This window comes from Aerophototrophica crusticola, from assembly GCF_012913305.1.
Taxonomy (GTDB): Bacteria; Pseudomonadota; Alphaproteobacteria; order Azospirillales; family Azospirillaceae; genus Niveispirillum; species Niveispirillum crusticola.
Genome location: NZ_CP051775.1, coordinates 736661 through 750828 on the forward strand (window position 1 = coordinate 736661; position 14168 = coordinate 750828).

Below are 14168 nucleotides of genomic sequence, written 5' to 3' on the forward strand. Positions count from 1 at the left end.
TCCAGCATGACACATAGCAGGGGTGATTGTTCCATAGGGCGGAAGGGGTGGGGCGGCGATATTTTCAAGCCCGGCCGGGACATCGAAGCACCCGCTCGGACGGGGTGGCGGAAGGCCCTCGGAGGGTCGCGGCGCACGGCCGGCGGAATGGTTGCCCCTCCGCACCGTTGCCGCCGCGGGACGGCGGGGCTAGAACGGCTGTGACCATCCCGCGACGCGAAGGACCAGAGAGGGCGCCATGGCCGACAATGTCCGGATCGAGACCGACAGCTTCGGGCCCATCGAGGTGCCGGCCGACCGTTTCTGGGGCGCCCAGACCCAGCGGTCCCTGCAGAACTTCAGGATCGGCGGGGAGCGCATGCCCGCCCCCCTGGTCCGGGCGCTGGGCATCGTGAAGAAGGCGGCGGCCCGGGCCAACATCAGCCTCGGCGCCCTGGACGCCCAGCTTGGCCAGGCCATCGCCGACGCGGCGGATGAGGTGATCGACGGCACCCTGGCCGACCACTTCCCCCTGGTGGTCTGGCAGACCGGCTCCGGCACCCAGACCAACATGAACGCCAACGAGGTGATCGCCAACCGCGCCATCCAGCTGCTGGGCGGGGAGATGGGCAGCAAGAAGCCCGTCCACCCCAATGACCATGTGAACATGGGCCAGTCGTCCAACGACAGCTTCCCCACGGCCATGCACATCGCCGCGGCGGAGCAGGTGCACCATGAGCTGGTGCCCGCCCTGGAACACCTGCACGCCGCCCTGGACGGCAAGGCGGCGGAGTTCGCGGACATCGTCAAGATCGGCCGCACCCACCTTCAGGACGCGACACCCCTGACCCTGGGGCAGGAGTTCAGCGGCTATGCCCAGCAGGTGGCCTATGGGATCGAGCGGGCGAAGGCGGTGATGCCCGCCCTGCTGCGCCTGGCCCAGGGCGGCACGGCGGTCGGCACCGGCCTGAACGCGCGCAAGGGCTTCGACACCGCCTTTGCGGCAGAGGTGGCGGACATCACCGGCCTGCCCTTCGAGACGGCGCCCAACAAGTTCGAGGCCTTGGCCGCCCATGACAGCCTGGTGGAGGCGCACGGCGCCCTGAACACCATCGCCGTCAGCCTGATGAAGATCGCCAACGACATCCGCCTGCTGGGCAGCGGCCCCCGCTGCGGCATCGGGGAGATCAACCTGCCGGAGAACGAGCCCGGCAGCTCCATCATGCCCGGCAAGGTCAACCCCACCCAGTCGGAAGCCATGACCATGGTCTGCGCCCAGGTGATGGGCAACCACACCACCGTCTCTCTTGCCGGCGCCACGGGCCATTTCGAGCTGAACGTCTTCAAGCCCGTCATCATCTTCAACGTGCTGCAGAGCATCCGCCTGCTGGCCGACTCCGCCCGCAGCTTCACCGACAACGCCGTGGTGGGCATCGAGGCCAACCGCGACCGCATCGCCCGCCTGCTGCATGAGAGCCTGATGCTGGTGACGGCCCTCAACCCCCACATCGGCTACGACAACGCCGCCAAGATTGCCAAGAAGGCCCACAAGGACGGCACCACCCTGCTGCAAGCCGGCCAGGAACTGGGCCTGCTGACGGAGGAGCAGTTCAGGGAATGGGTCCGGCCGGAGGAGATGATCCGGCCGGGGTGAGGGGATGATCGGGGCGTGACAAGTTCGCCCGCCAATGCTTCCCAGCCCGGCTTTCATGTGGGCTGGACAGCTGAGGCCCCCTCCTGCTAACCCCGCCGGCCTTCCTTCCCGGAACCCGCGGGTGATCCCATGACCCTCGCCGCCGAGACTGCCGCGCCCGTGACGACCGCCGACGGCGCCGTCCGCCATGACTGGACCCGCGATGAGGTCGCGGCCCTGTTCGCGCTGCCCTTCCCGGAGCTGCTGTTCCGGGCGCAAGCTGAGCACCGGCGGTTCTTCGACCCGGCGGAGGTCCAGGTCTCGACCCTGCTGTCCATCAAGACCGGCGGCTGCCCGGAGGATTGCGCCTATTGCCCGCAGTCGGCGGAGTTCGAAACGGGCCTCAAGGCTTCCCGCCTGATGGCGGTGGAGCAGGTGTTGGCGGAGGCGCGGGCGGCGAAGGACCGTGGGGCCGGGCGGTTCTGCATGGGGGCGGCTTGGCGCTCGCCCAAGGACCATGACCTGGACACGGTCTGCGCCATGGTGGAGGGGGTGAAGGCGCTGGGGATGGAAACCTGCGCCACCCTGGGCATGCTGCGGCCGGAGCAGGCGGCGCGGCTGCGGGACGCCGGCCTCGACTACTACAACCACAACCTCGACACCTCGCCGGAATTCTACGGCAAGGTCATCAGCACCCGCACCTACCAGGACCGGCTGGACACCCTGTCGGCGGTGCGGGAGGCGGGGATCAATGTCTGCTGTGGGGGCATCGTCGGGATGGGGGAGGGGCGGGAGGACCGCGTCGGCCTGATCCACACCCTGGCCACCCTGCCGCAGCACCCGGAAAGCGTGCCGGTGAACCTGCTGGTCCAGGTGGAAGGCACCAAGCTGAACGGCACCGCCGCCCTGGACCCGCTGGAGTTCGTCCGCACCATCGCCGTGGCCCGCATCACCATGCCCGCCAGCATGGTGCGCCTGTCGGCGGGGCGTGAGGGCATGAGTACCGAGACCCAGGCCCTGTGCTTCCTGGCCGGGGCCAACAGCATCTTCTATGGCGAGAAGCTGCTGACCACGCCGAACCCGGAAGCGGACAAGGACATGGCCCTGTTGGGGGCGCTGGGGATGCGGGTGATGGGAAGCTGAAGAAGTTGCAGTGCACCTGATGTCACCCCGGGCTTGACCCGGGGCCCTCGGGGACCCTCTGTGCAGATCACCGGAAGCCCTGTTTTCCTTGGCTTGCACCCCGCTGCCGCGCCATTGGCACGTCCGCTTTCCTAAGGGCCCCGGGTCAAGCCCGGGGTGACATCAGTGCTTTGCGCGGGCCCCTCCCGCAAAAGCACCCCCGCCCGGCTTTCTCGCATGGCTTTGGTCGCTGGACACCCCCCGTTGGGGGTGCTACCCGCCTGCCGTCAGTTCGTTCCCCGCATCATCGGCACCCCTATGCACGCCCTGCGCACGACCACGGCCGCCCTGGCCCTGCTGGCCGCCATCCCCGCTTCCGCCCAAGGGGTGGAGGAGATCGTCGTCACCGCCCGGCAGCGGGCGGAGGACCCGCAGCGCACGCCCCTCAGCCTGACCGTGCTGGGGCCGGAGGCCATTGAGCGGGCGCAGGTGGACAGCATCGCCGACATCGCCACCCGCGCCCCGGGCCTGGTGGTCAGCGACCCCTTCGGCCGCTTCAACCCGGCCCCGGCCATCCGCGGCCTGACCCAGCCGGGGGTGGGTGAGGAGCCGAGCGTGGGCTTCTTCCTGGACGGGGTTTATGTCTCCGGCCGCAGCTCCATCAACCTGTTCCTGGATGATGTGGAGCGGATCGAGGTGCTGAAGGGGCCGCAGAACGCCCTGTTCGGCCGCAACACCTTCGGCGGGGCCGTGAACCTGGTCACCCGCAAGCCGGGCGACGCGGTCGAGGGCCAGGTTGCCGGCGCCATCGGCAACAAGGGCCGCAAGGAATTCTCCGCCAGCGTCGGCGGGCCGCTGGTGGCCGGGAAGCTGGCGGCCCGGGCCAGCTTCGCGCTTGACGATTACGACGGCTTCTACCGCAACGCCCTGGCCGGGGGGCCGGAGATCGGGGCGGAGAAATCCACCGCCGCCGCCCTGACCCTGCGCGCCACGCCCACCGACCGGCTGGAGGCGCTGCTGCGGGTGTCCTATGCCGAGGACCGGGACGGGCAGCCCAAGGGCTGGTGGCTGCAGACCAACTGCCAACAGCGGCTGAACGCCGCCGGCGTGCCCGCGGGCGCCTTCACCCAGTATTGCGGGGAAATCCCGGAGGACGTGCCGACCCAGGCCGCCAATGCCGAGCATTTTGGTTTCCGCCGCGACGCTTGGCGCACTGCCCTGACCGTCAATTACGACCTCGGCCCCGCCACCCTGACCAGCATCAGCGCGGCGAATTTCGAGACCAACGAGTTCAACCGCGACAACGACTATTCCGCCGCCCTCATCGCCCGGGCCGGGCAGTTGACCGACCGGCATGACTGGAGCCAGGAGCTGCGGCTGGTCTCCAACGATGATGGCGAGCCCCTGTCCTGGATCGCCGGAGCCAGCCGCTACCGCTTCGACAATGAGACGGAGCGGAGGGACTTTGACTATGTGGAGAGCCGCGTGCGCCCCGGCGGCGGCACCCGCACGGCGGAGGTGACGGACAGCTGGGCGGTCTACGGCTCCCTGTCCTACCGCCTGCCCTTGGACCTGACGGCCACGGCCGATTTGCGCTGGCAGCGGGATGAGAAGCGCTTCGCCACCACGGCCCTGCCCAATGTGGGCCTGTCCGACGAATGGACCATGTGGACGCCCCGCTTCGCCCTGTCCTGGCAGGCGACGGACGACGCGCTGCTCTACGCCTCCGCCGCCAAGGGCGCGAAAAGCGGCGGTTTCAGCACCATGGCCAACATCCTCCCCACCGAGCGCAGCTTCGACCCGGAGACCAACTGGACCTATGAGGTCGGGGCCAAGACGCAATGGCTGGGCGGAAGGGTGACCGCCAACGCCGCCCTGTTCTGGATCGACTGGACCGACCAGCAGGTGGTGGCCGTCAGCAGCGGCCCCTTCACCAACAACAACTTCTACACCGCCAACGCCGCCCAAAGCCGCAGCCGCGGCTTGGAGCTGGAACTGGCGGCGGCCCCGGTGGAGGGGCTGGACCTGCGCGCCGCCTATACCTTCGTGGACGCGGAGTTCCGGGACTACCGGGACACGGACTACTTCAACATCCCGGCCTTCGCGCCCGATGGCGACATCTCCGGTCTCGCTCTGCCGCGCCAGTCGCGCCACCAGATCGTGGCCAGCGGCCAGTACACGGCCGCCCTGGCCGCCGGCTGGGACGGGTTCCTGGGCGGGGAGTGGCTGTGGCAGTCCCGCCAGTACACGGAGAACTCCAACCTTTCCTGGATCCCCGCCGACGGCAAGGTGAACGCCTGGGTCGGGCTGGAGCAGGGCGGGGCGCGCTTCACGTTGCGGGTCCGCAACCTGTTTGACGACCGCTCCGCCCCCGTGGCCATCCGCTTCAACGAGCCCGTGGTGGTCGCCGGCCGGACCGAGTTCCGCCGCGCCTGGCTGGTCACCCCTGCCGACGGCCGCACCTGGACCGTGGAGGCCCGCTGGCGGTATTGAGGGGCGTCATGGTCAAGAAACGCTCCCTCCTCATCGCCGGCCACCCTACCAGCGTCACGTTGGAGGAGGAGTTCTGGTCCGCCCTGAAGGACCTGGCCGCCACCCGCGGCACGTCCGTCACCGCCCTGGTCGAGGCCATCGACCAGGGGCGGGAAGGCAACCTGTCCAGCGCCATCCGGGTGTGGGTGTTGCGGCAGTATCGGGGGGCTTAAAAGAAAATCAGGCCGGGCCGCCCGAAGGCGGGGCCCGGCCTGAAGTCAGCCACTGAGCGGGAACGGCATTCCCGTTACAACCACCTAGCCCGCAGCGGCACACGGGCAAGGGCCGGCGGGCGGGAATCGGGAGTTCAGCGCTTGAAGAAGGCCTCGGCGGCGCCGCGCACGTCGCGCTTGGCCCTGATCGTCTCCCGCACCCGGGCGATCTCCGCTTCCATAGCGGCGATGTATTCTTCCAGCTCGCCGACCGACAGGGCGGACAGGTCGCGCGGCTTGGGTTTCTGGTTGCGCGGCAGCAGGTCGTCCAGTTCGATGGCCATGGCGGTCCCCCAGGGCAAAGGGATGGTCTCGGCCCCCATTCTGCGATAGGAGCGGGTGACGGGCAACCCGGACACGGGGACAGCAACAGGAGACCGCAAATGACGCTCCCGGACAGCATGCGCGCGGTGGAGATCAAGGCCCCCGGCGGGCCCGAGGTGCTGACCCCCTGCACCCGCCCGGTACCGGAGCCTAGCCCGGGGGAGCTGCTGCTGAAGGTGGCGGCGGCCGGCGTCAACCGGCCGGACGTGCTGCAACGGATGGGCGTCTACCCGCCCCCGCCCGGTGCCAGCGACCTGCCGGGGCTGGAGGTGGCGGGCACCGTGGTGGCGGTGGGGGAGGGGGTGACCGGCTGGTCCGTGGGCGACCCGGCCTGCGCCCTGCTGGCGGGCGGCGGCTATGCCGAGTACGCGGTGGCCCCGGCGCCCCAATGCCTGCCGATCCCGAAGGGCTTGACCCCAGTGCAGGCGGCCTCCCTTCCGGAGACCTTCTTCACCGTCTGGACCAACGTGTTCGAGCGGGGCGCGCTGAAGCCGGGGGAAACGTTCCTGGTCCATGGCGGCACCAGCGGCATCGGCGTCACCGCCATCCAGCTCGCCAAGGCTTTGGGCGCCACGGTGCTGGCCACGGCGGGCGGGCCGGAGAAGGTGAAGGCCTGCGAGGCCCTGGGCGCCGACCGGGGCATCGACTACCACGCGGAGGACTTCGCCGCCGTGGCGAAGGAGCTGACCGGCGGCAAGGGCGTGGACGTGATCCTGGACATGGTGGGCGGCGACTATGTCCCCCGCAACCTGGACTGCTTGGGCCTTGAGGGGCGGCATGTCAGCATCGCCTTCCTGCGCGGCCAGACGGTGAAGCTGGACCTCCGCCCGGTGATGATGAAGCGCCTGACCCTCACCGGCTCCACCCTCCGCGCCCGCTCGGTGGCGGAGAAGGGGGCCATCGCCCGCTCCCTGCTGGGCCAGGCCTGGCCGCTGCTGGAGTCCGGCCGCGTGAAGCCGGTGGTCCACGCCACCTTCCCTTTGGATAAGGCGCCCGACGCGCACGCCCTGATGGAAAGCAGCACCCATGTGGGGAAGATCGTGCTGGAGGTGTGAAGGCCGGGCGGCTCGACACCGCATCGCGCGGCGGCCCCTCAAAAAGCCGTGGCTTGTATCGGCGCAGGAGGCTATATGCGGGGGGACGAGTCATGACCGTCCGTGGCTGTGCGGGGCCTTCGACCCGCGCGCACGGGCGGCTATTGCGTTGTTGGACCCTGGATTGACCCGGGCGCCCGCCGAGGCGCCCAGAGTTCGCGAGGAGGAAGCATGGCCCTGCCCCTGATGCCGAAGGCCACCGCCGTCTGGCTGGTCGAGAACACCGGCCTGTCGTTCGAGCAGATCGCGGACTTCTGCGGCATGCATGAGCTTGAGGTGCAGGCCATCGCCGACGGCGAGGTGGCGGTGGGCATGGTCGGCCGCGACCCGGTGGCCGGCGGCGAGCTGTCCCAGGTGGAGATCGAGAAGGGGGAGAAGGACGCCGGCTACAAGCTGAAGATCCGCATCCAGGACCTGCCCCAGCCCGTGGCCCGCGCCAAGGGCCCGCGCTACACCCCCGTCACCAAGCGCGGCGACAAGCCCGACGCCATCGCCTGGCTGCTGAAGTCGCACCCGGAGCTGACGGATGCCCAGCTCTGCAAGCTGATCGGCACCACCAAGACCACCATCGCCGCGGTGCGCGACAAGACCCACTGGAACGCCGCCAACATCAAGCCGCGCAACCCGGTGCTGTTGGGCCTGTGCAGCCAGCGCGAGTTGGAAGCGGCCCTGGAGCGTTCCAAGAAGAACCGGCCGGAGCAGGAGGAGGGCGAGGAGCAGCCCGAGTCCCAGATCGTCACCGCCGATGCCTACGTGCCCGACGAGGACGAGTAATACCCGCCGCCGTTGATCGTGCCCGATCAACGGCCCCTCAGGCGCCGGGCGCCGCCATCCGGCGGCTTGGCTCACGCGGGCATGGGCCCGCGGGCCGGCGGTCGCCGGCCTCCAAGCGCATAAGTCAAAAACTCATGCGCTTGGTATAAGCCGGTCCCGGCTTCCCGTCAGCCATCCCATGATGCAGAAAGGGGCGCACCCCGTCGGGTGCGCCCCTTTCCTATCTCTCCCATTCTCTTCGGGGTTTTCGCGGGTCAGTGGCGGCTCAGCCGATCCATCTCTTCCTTGACCCGCAGTTTCTCGAGCTTCAGCTGCTTCAGGGCGGAACCGTCGGGGTAAGGTCGTTTGGTTTCCAGCCTTACCGCTTCGTCCAGCTTCTGGTGCCTCGTGCGAAGAGCTTCCAGGCGCTCGGGAAACAGCATCAGTCCCTCCATTGGTTGCGCGCGAAGGCGGCGCACGACGCCGCCCGACGGGACCGGGGGGAGGGTAGTGGGGCATGGGCGCCACGGGATCGGGCCCGGTATCCGCGCAGGTGCCGCGGGCGGGCGGTGCCGATGGGGTGTCCGTTTGACGGGGCCAGGGACGCTTTGCCGCCCCCGCGCGGGACGGACGGACCACCTGGCTGTGGACGGCCCCGGCCTCGGGCGCTACATCACCTCCATGGCTACCATGAACCCTGATCCGACCCCCCTGGACCCACAACCCCCGAAAAGGCGGCTGATCGTCGGTATCAGCGGGGCATCGGGCGTCGCCTATGGCATCCGCCTGCTTGAAACCTTACGCCCCCTGGGCATCGAGTCCCACCTCGTTATGAGCAGGTCTGCCGAGGTGACCCTTGCGCATGAGGCAGGGCTCAAGGTCCAACAGGTCAGGGAGCTGGCAGATGTGGTGTACCCCGTCCAAGATATTGGGGCTGCCATCTCCAGTGGAAGCTTCCAAACCTTAGGGATGATCGTCGCCCCCTGTTCCATCCGGACGATGTCCGAGATCGCCACGGGCGTGACCTCCACCCTGCTGACCCGCGCCGCCGACGTGGTGCTGAAGGAGCGGCGGCGGCTGGTGCTGATGGTGCGGGAGACGCCGCTGCACCTGGGCCACCTGCGCACCCTGGTGTCCCTGACGGAGATGGGCGCCATCATCTACCCGCCCGTGCCCGCCATGTATGCGAAGCCGCAGAGCGTGCAGGATCTGATCGACCACAGCGTCGGCCGGGCACTGGACCTGTTCGGCATCGACACCGGCAAGGTCAAGCGATGGGGCGAACCGCCGCTGGAAGAGGCAGGGGGTTGAGGCGGGGGGCTTTGCCCCAATCTTGCCGCGAAAATACCCAGAACGCCCGCGGAACCGCGGGGTCCGGGGGCGCGTTGGTTTGGCAGGTCGCGACGCAGCGGCCACGGTCCAACGACGAATGGGTTCACAGATGTCTACCACCACCTTCCGCCGCTTCGCCGCCGTCCTGCTGCTGGCCGCCCCGCTGGGCCTGGCTGCCTGTGACAGCGAGGGCCCGGCCGAGCGGGCGGGTGAGAAGATCGACAACGCCGCCGAGAACGCGGCGGAAAAGACCGAGAACGCGGCCGAGAAGCTGGGCGACAAGATCGAGGCCCAGGCCGAGCGCGCCGAGAACAATGACGCGGCTGCCCGCGAGCGCCTGGACAGCAGCGACGGCAAGGTCGACGGCTCCGCGACGTCCAACCCGCGGTAAACGCGGTTTTTGGAAGGGGAGGGAGCAACATCTCTCCCCTTCCTGTCGCCGCTTTCATGTAGCTCTTCCGGTGGGCCTCAGTTCGCGCCGGTCCGGATCAAGGTCACCTGGACCCCGATTTCCCCGGCCACCTTCAACCACGCGCGATCCGTCGTCAGGATCCTCGCGCCTTTCTGCTTTCCCAATGCCAGGCAGCAGCGGTCACCCAAGGAAAGCCTGTGGGAGCGGGTCAGGCCACGGAGCCGGCCGACGAACTCCACTTGCTCTGCCGTGAAGTCCACGACCCGGGGACCCGCCTCCATGGTTGCCGCGTAGGCGTCCTGGGAAGGCACCCCGCCTTCGGTCAGCTTGCTGACGACTTCTGCCAAATTGACCGCGCTGATCATGGCCCCTGGCATGACGGCCTCGACCACCTCGCATCCCGGCTCGCCAAGCAGCAAGGCGATCAGGGCCGAGGCGTCGAGGACGGCATCCTCACTCACGCTCGGCCTCGGCCCGGCGATCCTGGATCAGGCTGTCGGACAGGACCGTACCCTCCGGGATATGCTTCCGGATTCTCGCCCGGACGCGGGAAAGCACGTCCCTATATGGTTCCAGGACCAGCTTGCCGTCCTGCACGGAACCGAAGAGGTCGCCGCCACCCTGCAGCCCCATTTCGGCACGGAGGGCCGCCGGGACCACCAGGCGGCCATTCGATGCCATCGAGATGTGTGACATGGCAGAACCTCCTCTGTGCCACATCGAGAAATCTGGCATGGAATGAGGATTGGCTCAAGGGTGGGGTGGAAAAAAAGGGGCGGCCCGCGAAGGCCGCCCCGATACGCTTGGCGATGACAGCGCCCTTACCAGACCCGGCAGGCCTTCTCCGCCCGGTTCATGGGCGAGCCCGCGGGGCAGTTGAAGGCCTTGGCGAAGTCCGGGGAGTTGGACACGGTGCCGTTCACCCGGAACTCCGGCAGGGAGTGCACGCCCGTCAGGGCTTGCAGGCGGCGGGCCTCCGGCCGCTCGGACGAGCACCAGATGTTGGCGAAGCCGTAGAAGAAGCGCTGCTCCGCCGTCAGGCCGCCGATCTTCTCGGCCATGCCCTTTTCGCCCAGGCGCTTGCGCAGGCCGTTCATCGCCATGCGGATGCCGCCATTGTCGGCGGTGTTCTCACCCAGGGTCTGCTTGCCGTTCAGCTTGGTTTCGCCGTCGGCGACGAAGTTGCCGTACTGGTCCACCAGGCATTGGGCCCGCTCGGTGAACTTCTTCTCGTCCTCGTCGGTCCACCAGTTGGCCAGGTTGCCCCGGGCGTCGAACTTGCGGCCCTGGTCGTCGAAGCCGTGGGTGATCTCGTGCCCGATCACGGCACCGATGGCGCCGTAGTTGTAGGCGTCGTCAGCCCTGAAGTCGAAGAAGGGCGGCTGCAGGATGCCGGCCGGGAAGTTGATGTTGTTCTGCTGCGGCGAGTAATAGGCGTTCACCGTCGGCGGGGTCATGCCCCATTCCTTGTCGTCCCGTGGCTTGCCGATCTTGTTCATGTCATAGCGCGTCTCGAACACCGCCGCGCGCATGGCGTTGCCCAGCAGGTCGCCCTGCTTGACCTCCAGCTTGGAATAGTCGCGCCACTGCTCGGGATAGCCGATCTTGTTGGGCTGGTTCTTCAGCTTTTCCAGCGCCTTGGCCTGGGTCTCCTTGCTCATCCAGTCCAGCTGGGGGATCATCTCGGCGAAGGCGGCCTGCACGTCGCCCACCATGGTCAGCATGCGCTTCTTGTGCTCCGGCCCGAAGGCGCGCTCCACGAAGTGCTTGCCCAGATCCTCGCCCAGGGCGGTGTCCGTGGCGGCCACGCAGCGCTTCCAGCGGGGTTGGATCTCCTTGGTGCCCGACAGGGTCTTGCCGTAGAAGTTGAAGTTCTCCTGCACGAACGCGTCCGGCAGCCAGGGGGCCGAGGCGCGCAGCACGTGCCAGGACAGATAGGCCTTCACCGTGTCGGTGGGGGCCTCCGCCAGCACCTTCTCCAGGGTCTTGAAGAAGTCGGGGTTGCCGACGTTCAGGTCCTTCACCGACGGCGCGCCCATGGCCTTGATGTAGGTCGCCCAGTCCACGCTGGGGGCCAGCTTCTGGAAGTCGGCCAGGGTGAAGGGGTTGTTGCGCTTCAGCGGGTCACGGCGCTCCAACCGGTTGCGGGACCCCTCGGCCAGCTTGGTCTCGAAGCCCATGATGGCCTCGGCCTTCTTGGCGGCTGCGGCCTCCGTGTCACCGGCCAGGGTGAACATTTTGGTGATGTGCGCGACATAGGCCTCGCGCTGCTGCTTCGACTTCTCGTCATCCTTGAAGTAGAAGTCGCGGTCCGGCAGGCCCAGGCCGCCCTGGTCGGCGCTGGCGATGGTCTGGATGGCGTTGCTGAAGCTCTGCTGCCGGTAGAAGCTGAACAGGGTGCCGACGCCCATGGAATGCAGGTCGGCCACCAGCTTGGTCAGGTCGGCCCGGTTGCCCACGGCGTTGATGCGGTCGAAATGGGCCTTCAGCGGGGCGATGCCCGCGGCCTCCACCGCCTTCTCGTCCATGCAGGTGCCGTAGAAGTCGCCGATCTTACGGGTCTCCGGCGTCGGGTTCTTGGCGGCCTCTTCCAGGATCTGGCGCAGGATGTCGCGGTTGCGCTCCGCCAGCGCGCCGAAGTTGCCCCAGCGCGACTGGTCGGCGGGGATGGGGTTCTCCTTGATCCACGGCCCGCAGGCGTGGAGGAAGAAGTTGTCGCAAGGGTTGACCGAGGGATCCACCACCGGCAGGCCCGGTGCTGCCGGCTGGGCCTTCGGCACGGCGGCCGTCTGCGCCACCTGGTCCGGTGCCGCCAGCGCGCTGCCGGACAGCAGGACAAAACCCAACGCCGCGATGCCCGCGGCCGTACGCATGCTCATAGGAAGCCTCTCCCCACCCTATGTTTGACCCGTTCGGGTTGGCCGCATCTTGCCAAAAGCGGGTGGGCAGGGGCACTGAAAGCTTTGTAACCGGACTGTTACGAAAGCAACGACTCGGGGTGGGGACATTGCCGGGCGCGTCCACCCGAAGGTTCACCCCGCCATGCCGGGAAAGGCCTCCCCCACAGCGGCGCACAGCCGATCGGTAACCATGTCCGCCCCCGGGGGCAGCAGCAGGCCCACATTGGCCCGCAGCGCCGCCGCCCGGACCGGTCCGGGGCGCAGTACCGCGGGGTGGGCGGAGAGGACGTCCTGCTCGATCCGCTCCGCTTCCAGCTCCAGGGCCTTGACCCTTTCCCGCAGGGCGTCGGTGGCGGGGGAGGGGGCAGGCGGCGGCCCCGCCTTCAACCCGCGCCGCAGGGCACGCAGCGGCAGCACCACCGACTCCGACCAGGGCGCCACGGCCGCCCTGGCCGCCGCGACCTCACCACCGGACAACCCGTGCCCATGGGCCGCCCCCACCCAGGCGGCCCAGAGCAGCAGGTTCACGTCCTGGCCCAGCGCGTCCTGCGCGTGCAGGCAGGCCTCTGCCACGCCGGGGTGGGCATAGACGGTGAGCGAGAAGGTCCAGAGGGTGGGCGTGTCCGCCATCCCTCAGTCCCCCAGGTAGATCCCCAGACCGCGCGCCGTCTGTACCAGGGTGCTGTCCACGTCCACGGCGGCGTAGGTCTTGATGGCCTCCTCGATGGGCACGTCGATGACCTGGCGGTTGGACCAGGCCAGCAGCCGGTCGGACTTGCCCTCCGCGATCAAATCCACAGCCTTCACCCCGAAGGCGCTGGCCAGCAGCCGGTCGCGGTAGCTGGGCGGGCAGCCGCGCTGCACGTGGCCCAGCACGGTGACCCGGGTCTCTGCCCCCGTGGCCTCGGCGATCAGGTGGCCGACATAGTTGCCGATGCCGCCATAGCGCTTCTGCCCGTCGGTGAACTGCTGCTGGGCGGCGGCACCCTCCATGGTCTTCACCGCCTCCGACACCACCACCAGGGCGAAGTTGCGGCCCGCCTGCTGGATGCGGCGGATCTTCGCGGCGATGCCCTGGACGGACCAGGCGATCTCCGGCAGCAGGATCACGTCGGCCCCGCCGGCGATGCCCGCGGACAGGGCGATGTGCCCGGCGTCGCGGCCCATCACCTCCAGCACCATCACCCGGTCATGGCTGGCCGCCGTGGGTTGCAGCCGGTCCAGCGCCTCGGTCGCCACGGCCACGGCGGTGTCGAAGCCGACGCTGGTCTCCGTCACGCCAAGGTCGTTGTCGATGGTCTTGGGGATGCCGATCAGCTTGATCCCGCCGATGGCGGCCAGCTTGCGCAGGATGGCCATGCTGCCGTCGCCGCCGATGCCGATCAGGGCGTCCACGCCCAGTTCCCGCAGGCCGCCGATGATCTCCGCCGAGCGGTCCTTGCGGCTGCCGTCGGCCATGGGATAGGCGAAGGGGTCGCCCTTGTTGGTGGTGCCCAGGATCGTGCCGCCCTGGCGCATCATGTTCCCGTCCACCATGTTGCGGTCCAGGGTGACATAGCGCACGGGCCGTTGCAGCAGGCCCTGGGTCCCGTCCTCGATGCCGACGATCTCCCAACCATGGTGGGCGGCCCGGTGCACCGCCGCCCGGATCACGGCGTTCAGTCCGGCGCAGTCTCCGCCGCTTGTCAGGATGCCGATACGCTTCTCGCCAGCCATTGGATCGTCCGTCAGGGGAAAGGGATGGGTCGGGCGCGCAGTTTGCGGGAAAGCCTGCCGCGCTTCAACGGCGTGGACCTGCCCTTGGTGCCCCTGAAAAAGGGCGGCCCACAATGCCGGGGTTTTGTGTTATGGACTGGGGCCAAGGCGGTGGGCGAC

The 14168-nt window shown here is 68.7% G+C and carries 15 protein-coding genes; 8 read left to right on the forward strand and 7 right to left on the reverse strand.

Annotated elements, in window-relative coordinates:
- The first annotated feature begins 238 nt into the window (after positions 1 to 238).
- The 4 genes from fumC to HHL28_RS03520 all read left to right on the forward strand — a co-directional run bounded on the left by fumC (position 239) and on the right by HHL28_RS03520 (position 5439).
- The gene (gene fumC, locus HHL28_RS03505; RefSeq protein ID WP_075770748.1) at positions 239 to 1633 is read left to right on the forward strand and encodes a class II fumarate hydratase; all 1395 of its coding nucleotides are present in this window, start codon (positions 239 to 241) and stop codon (positions 1631 to 1633) included.
- Between the two features lie 129 nt (positions 1634 to 1762).
- Positions 1763 to 2755 (forward strand): biotin synthase BioB, encoded by a 993-nt coding sequence (gene bioB, locus HHL28_RS03510; RefSeq protein ID WP_075770747.1) that lies wholly within the window; start codon positions 1763 to 1765, stop codon positions 2753 to 2755.
- 249 nt (positions 2756 to 3004) lie between these two features.
- A complete protein-coding gene (locus HHL28_RS03515; RefSeq protein ID WP_404326856.1) occupies positions 3005 to 5227 on the forward strand; it encodes a TonB-dependent receptor in 2223 nt (740 codons plus the stop codon).
- A gap of 8 nt (positions 5228 to 5235) precedes the next feature.
- Entirely contained in the window at positions 5236 to 5439 is a 204-nt protein-coding gene (locus HHL28_RS03520; protein ID WP_075770745.1) for a ribbon-helix-helix domain-containing protein, read from the forward strand.
- Between the two features lie 134 nt (positions 5440 to 5573).
- Here the strand turns inward: HHL28_RS03520 and HHL28_RS03525 are convergent, their stop codons facing one another.
- The gene (locus HHL28_RS03525) at positions 5574 to 5762 is read right to left on the reverse strand and encodes a DUF1192 domain-containing protein (protein ID WP_404326406.1); all 189 of its coding nucleotides are present in this window, start codon (positions 5760 to 5762) and stop codon (positions 5574 to 5576) included.
- Positions 5763 to 5861: 99 nt separating this feature from the next.
- On the opposite strand from HHL28_RS03525, the gene HHL28_RS03530 reads away from it, so the two are divergent.
- Entirely contained in the window at positions 5862 to 6857 is a 996-nt protein-coding gene (locus HHL28_RS03530) for an NAD(P)H-quinone oxidoreductase (RefSeq protein ID WP_075770744.1), read from the forward strand.
- 210 nt (positions 6858 to 7067) lie between these two features.
- Positions 7068 to 7670 (forward strand): DUF1013 domain-containing protein, encoded by a 603-nt coding sequence (locus HHL28_RS03535; RefSeq protein ID WP_075770743.1) that lies wholly within the window; start codon positions 7068 to 7070, stop codon positions 7668 to 7670.
- Positions 7671 to 7924: 254 nt separating this feature from the next.
- Here the strand turns inward: HHL28_RS03535 and HHL28_RS03540 are convergent, their stop codons facing one another.
- Positions 7925 to 8092, reverse strand: a complete 168-nt coding sequence (locus tag HHL28_RS03540; protein WP_075770742.1) for a YdcH family protein — start codon at positions 8090 to 8092, stop codon at positions 7925 to 7927.
- 247 nt (positions 8093 to 8339) lie between these two features.
- On the opposite strand from HHL28_RS03540, the gene HHL28_RS03545 reads away from it, so the two are divergent.
- Both HHL28_RS03545 and HHL28_RS03550 read left to right on the forward strand, forming a co-directional pair.
- Positions 8340 to 8960: a UbiX family flavin prenyltransferase gene (locus HHL28_RS03545; protein WP_075770796.1), complete on the forward strand. Its 621-nt coding sequence runs from the start codon at positions 8340 to 8342 to the stop codon at positions 8958 to 8960.
- Between the two features lie 130 nt (positions 8961 to 9090).
- Positions 9091 to 9372 carry a hypothetical protein gene (locus HHL28_RS03550; RefSeq protein WP_075770741.1) on the forward strand — a complete coding sequence of 94 codons (282 nt, stop codon included), beginning with the start codon at positions 9091 to 9093 and terminating at the stop codon, positions 9370 to 9372.
- A 77-nt stretch (positions 9373 to 9449) separates the two neighbouring features.
- On the opposite strand, the gene HHL28_RS03555 is transcribed toward HHL28_RS03550, so the two are convergent.
- The 5 genes from HHL28_RS03555 to HHL28_RS03575 all read right to left on the reverse strand — a co-directional run bounded on the left by HHL28_RS03555 (position 9450) and on the right by HHL28_RS03575 (position 14009).
- Complete coding sequence (locus HHL28_RS03555) at positions 9450 to 9854, reverse strand: type II toxin-antitoxin system VapC family toxin (RefSeq protein WP_075770740.1); 405 nt, start codon at positions 9852 to 9854, stop codon at positions 9450 to 9452.
- The gene (locus HHL28_RS03560; RefSeq protein ID WP_075770739.1) at positions 9847 to 10089 is read right to left on the reverse strand and encodes an AbrB/MazE/SpoVT family DNA-binding domain-containing protein; all 243 of its coding nucleotides are present in this window, start codon (positions 10087 to 10089) and stop codon (positions 9847 to 9849) included. The genes HHL28_RS03555 and HHL28_RS03560 overlap by 8 nt, the downstream gene beginning before the upstream one ends.
- A 125-nt stretch (positions 10090 to 10214) precedes the next feature.
- Positions 10215 to 12272: a M13 family metallopeptidase gene (locus HHL28_RS03565; protein WP_083699033.1), complete on the reverse strand. Its 2058-nt coding sequence runs from the start codon at positions 12270 to 12272 to the stop codon at positions 10215 to 10217.
- Between the two features lie 153 nt (positions 12273 to 12425).
- On the reverse strand, positions 12426 to 12923 hold the full coding sequence (locus tag HHL28_RS03570) for a TIGR02444 family protein (protein WP_075770738.1): 498 nt from the start codon (positions 12921 to 12923) through the stop codon (positions 12426 to 12428).
- A 3-nt stretch (positions 12924 to 12926) separates the two neighbouring features.
- On the reverse strand, positions 12927 to 14009 hold the full coding sequence (locus HHL28_RS03575) for an ATP-dependent 6-phosphofructokinase (RefSeq protein ID WP_075770737.1): 1083 nt from the start codon (positions 14007 to 14009) through the stop codon (positions 12927 to 12929).
- Between the last annotated feature and the right edge of the window lie 159 nt (positions 14010 to 14168).

Excerpts from the sequence above, each read along its gene's own strand:
- HHL28_RS03545 (WP_075770796.1), top strand. The coding sequence starts at position 8,340 with ATGAACCCTGATCCGACCCCCCTGGACCCACAACCCCCGAAAAGGCGG.
- HHL28_RS03520 (WP_075770745.1), top strand. The coding sequence starts at position 5,236 with ATGGTCAAGAAACGCTCCCTCCTCATCGCCGGCCACCCTACCAGCGTC.
- fumC (WP_075770748.1), top strand. The coding sequence starts at position 239 with ATGGCCGACAATGTCCGGATCGAGACCGACAGCTTCGGGCCCATCGAG.
- bioB (WP_075770747.1), top strand. The coding sequence starts at position 1,763 with ATGACCCTCGCCGCCGAGACTGCCGCGCCCGTGACGACCGCCGACGGC.
- HHL28_RS03565 (WP_083699033.1), bottom strand. The coding sequence starts at position 12,272 with ATGAGCATGCGTACGGCCGCGGGCATCGCGGCGTTGGGTTTTGTCCTG.
- HHL28_RS03550 (WP_075770741.1), top strand. The coding sequence starts at position 9,091 with ATGTCTACCACCACCTTCCGCCGCTTCGCCGCCGTCCTGCTGCTGGCC.
- HHL28_RS03570 (WP_075770738.1), bottom strand. The coding sequence starts at position 12,923 with ATGGCGGACACGCCCACCCTCTGGACCTTCTCGCTCACCGTCTATGCC.
- HHL28_RS03530 (WP_075770744.1), top strand. The coding sequence starts at position 5,862 with ATGACGCTCCCGGACAGCATGCGCGCGGTGGAGATCAAGGCCCCCGGC.
- HHL28_RS03535 (WP_075770743.1), top strand. The coding sequence starts at position 7,068 with ATGGCCCTGCCCCTGATGCCGAAGGCCACCGCCGTCTGGCTGGTCGAG.
- HHL28_RS03560 (WP_075770739.1), bottom strand. The coding sequence starts at position 10,089 with ATGTCACACATCTCGATGGCATCGAATGGCCGCCTGGTGGTCCCGGCG.
- HHL28_RS03540 (WP_075770742.1), bottom strand. The coding sequence starts at position 8,092 with ATGCTGTTTCCCGAGCGCCTGGAAGCTCTTCGCACGAGGCACCAGAAG.
- HHL28_RS03525 (WP_404326406.1), bottom strand. The coding sequence starts at position 5,762 with ATGGCCATCGAACTGGACGACCTGCTGCCGCGCAACCAGAAACCCAAG.
- HHL28_RS03575 (WP_075770737.1), bottom strand. The coding sequence starts at position 14,009 with ATGGCTGGCGAGAAGCGTATCGGCATCCTGACAAGCGGCGGAGACTGC.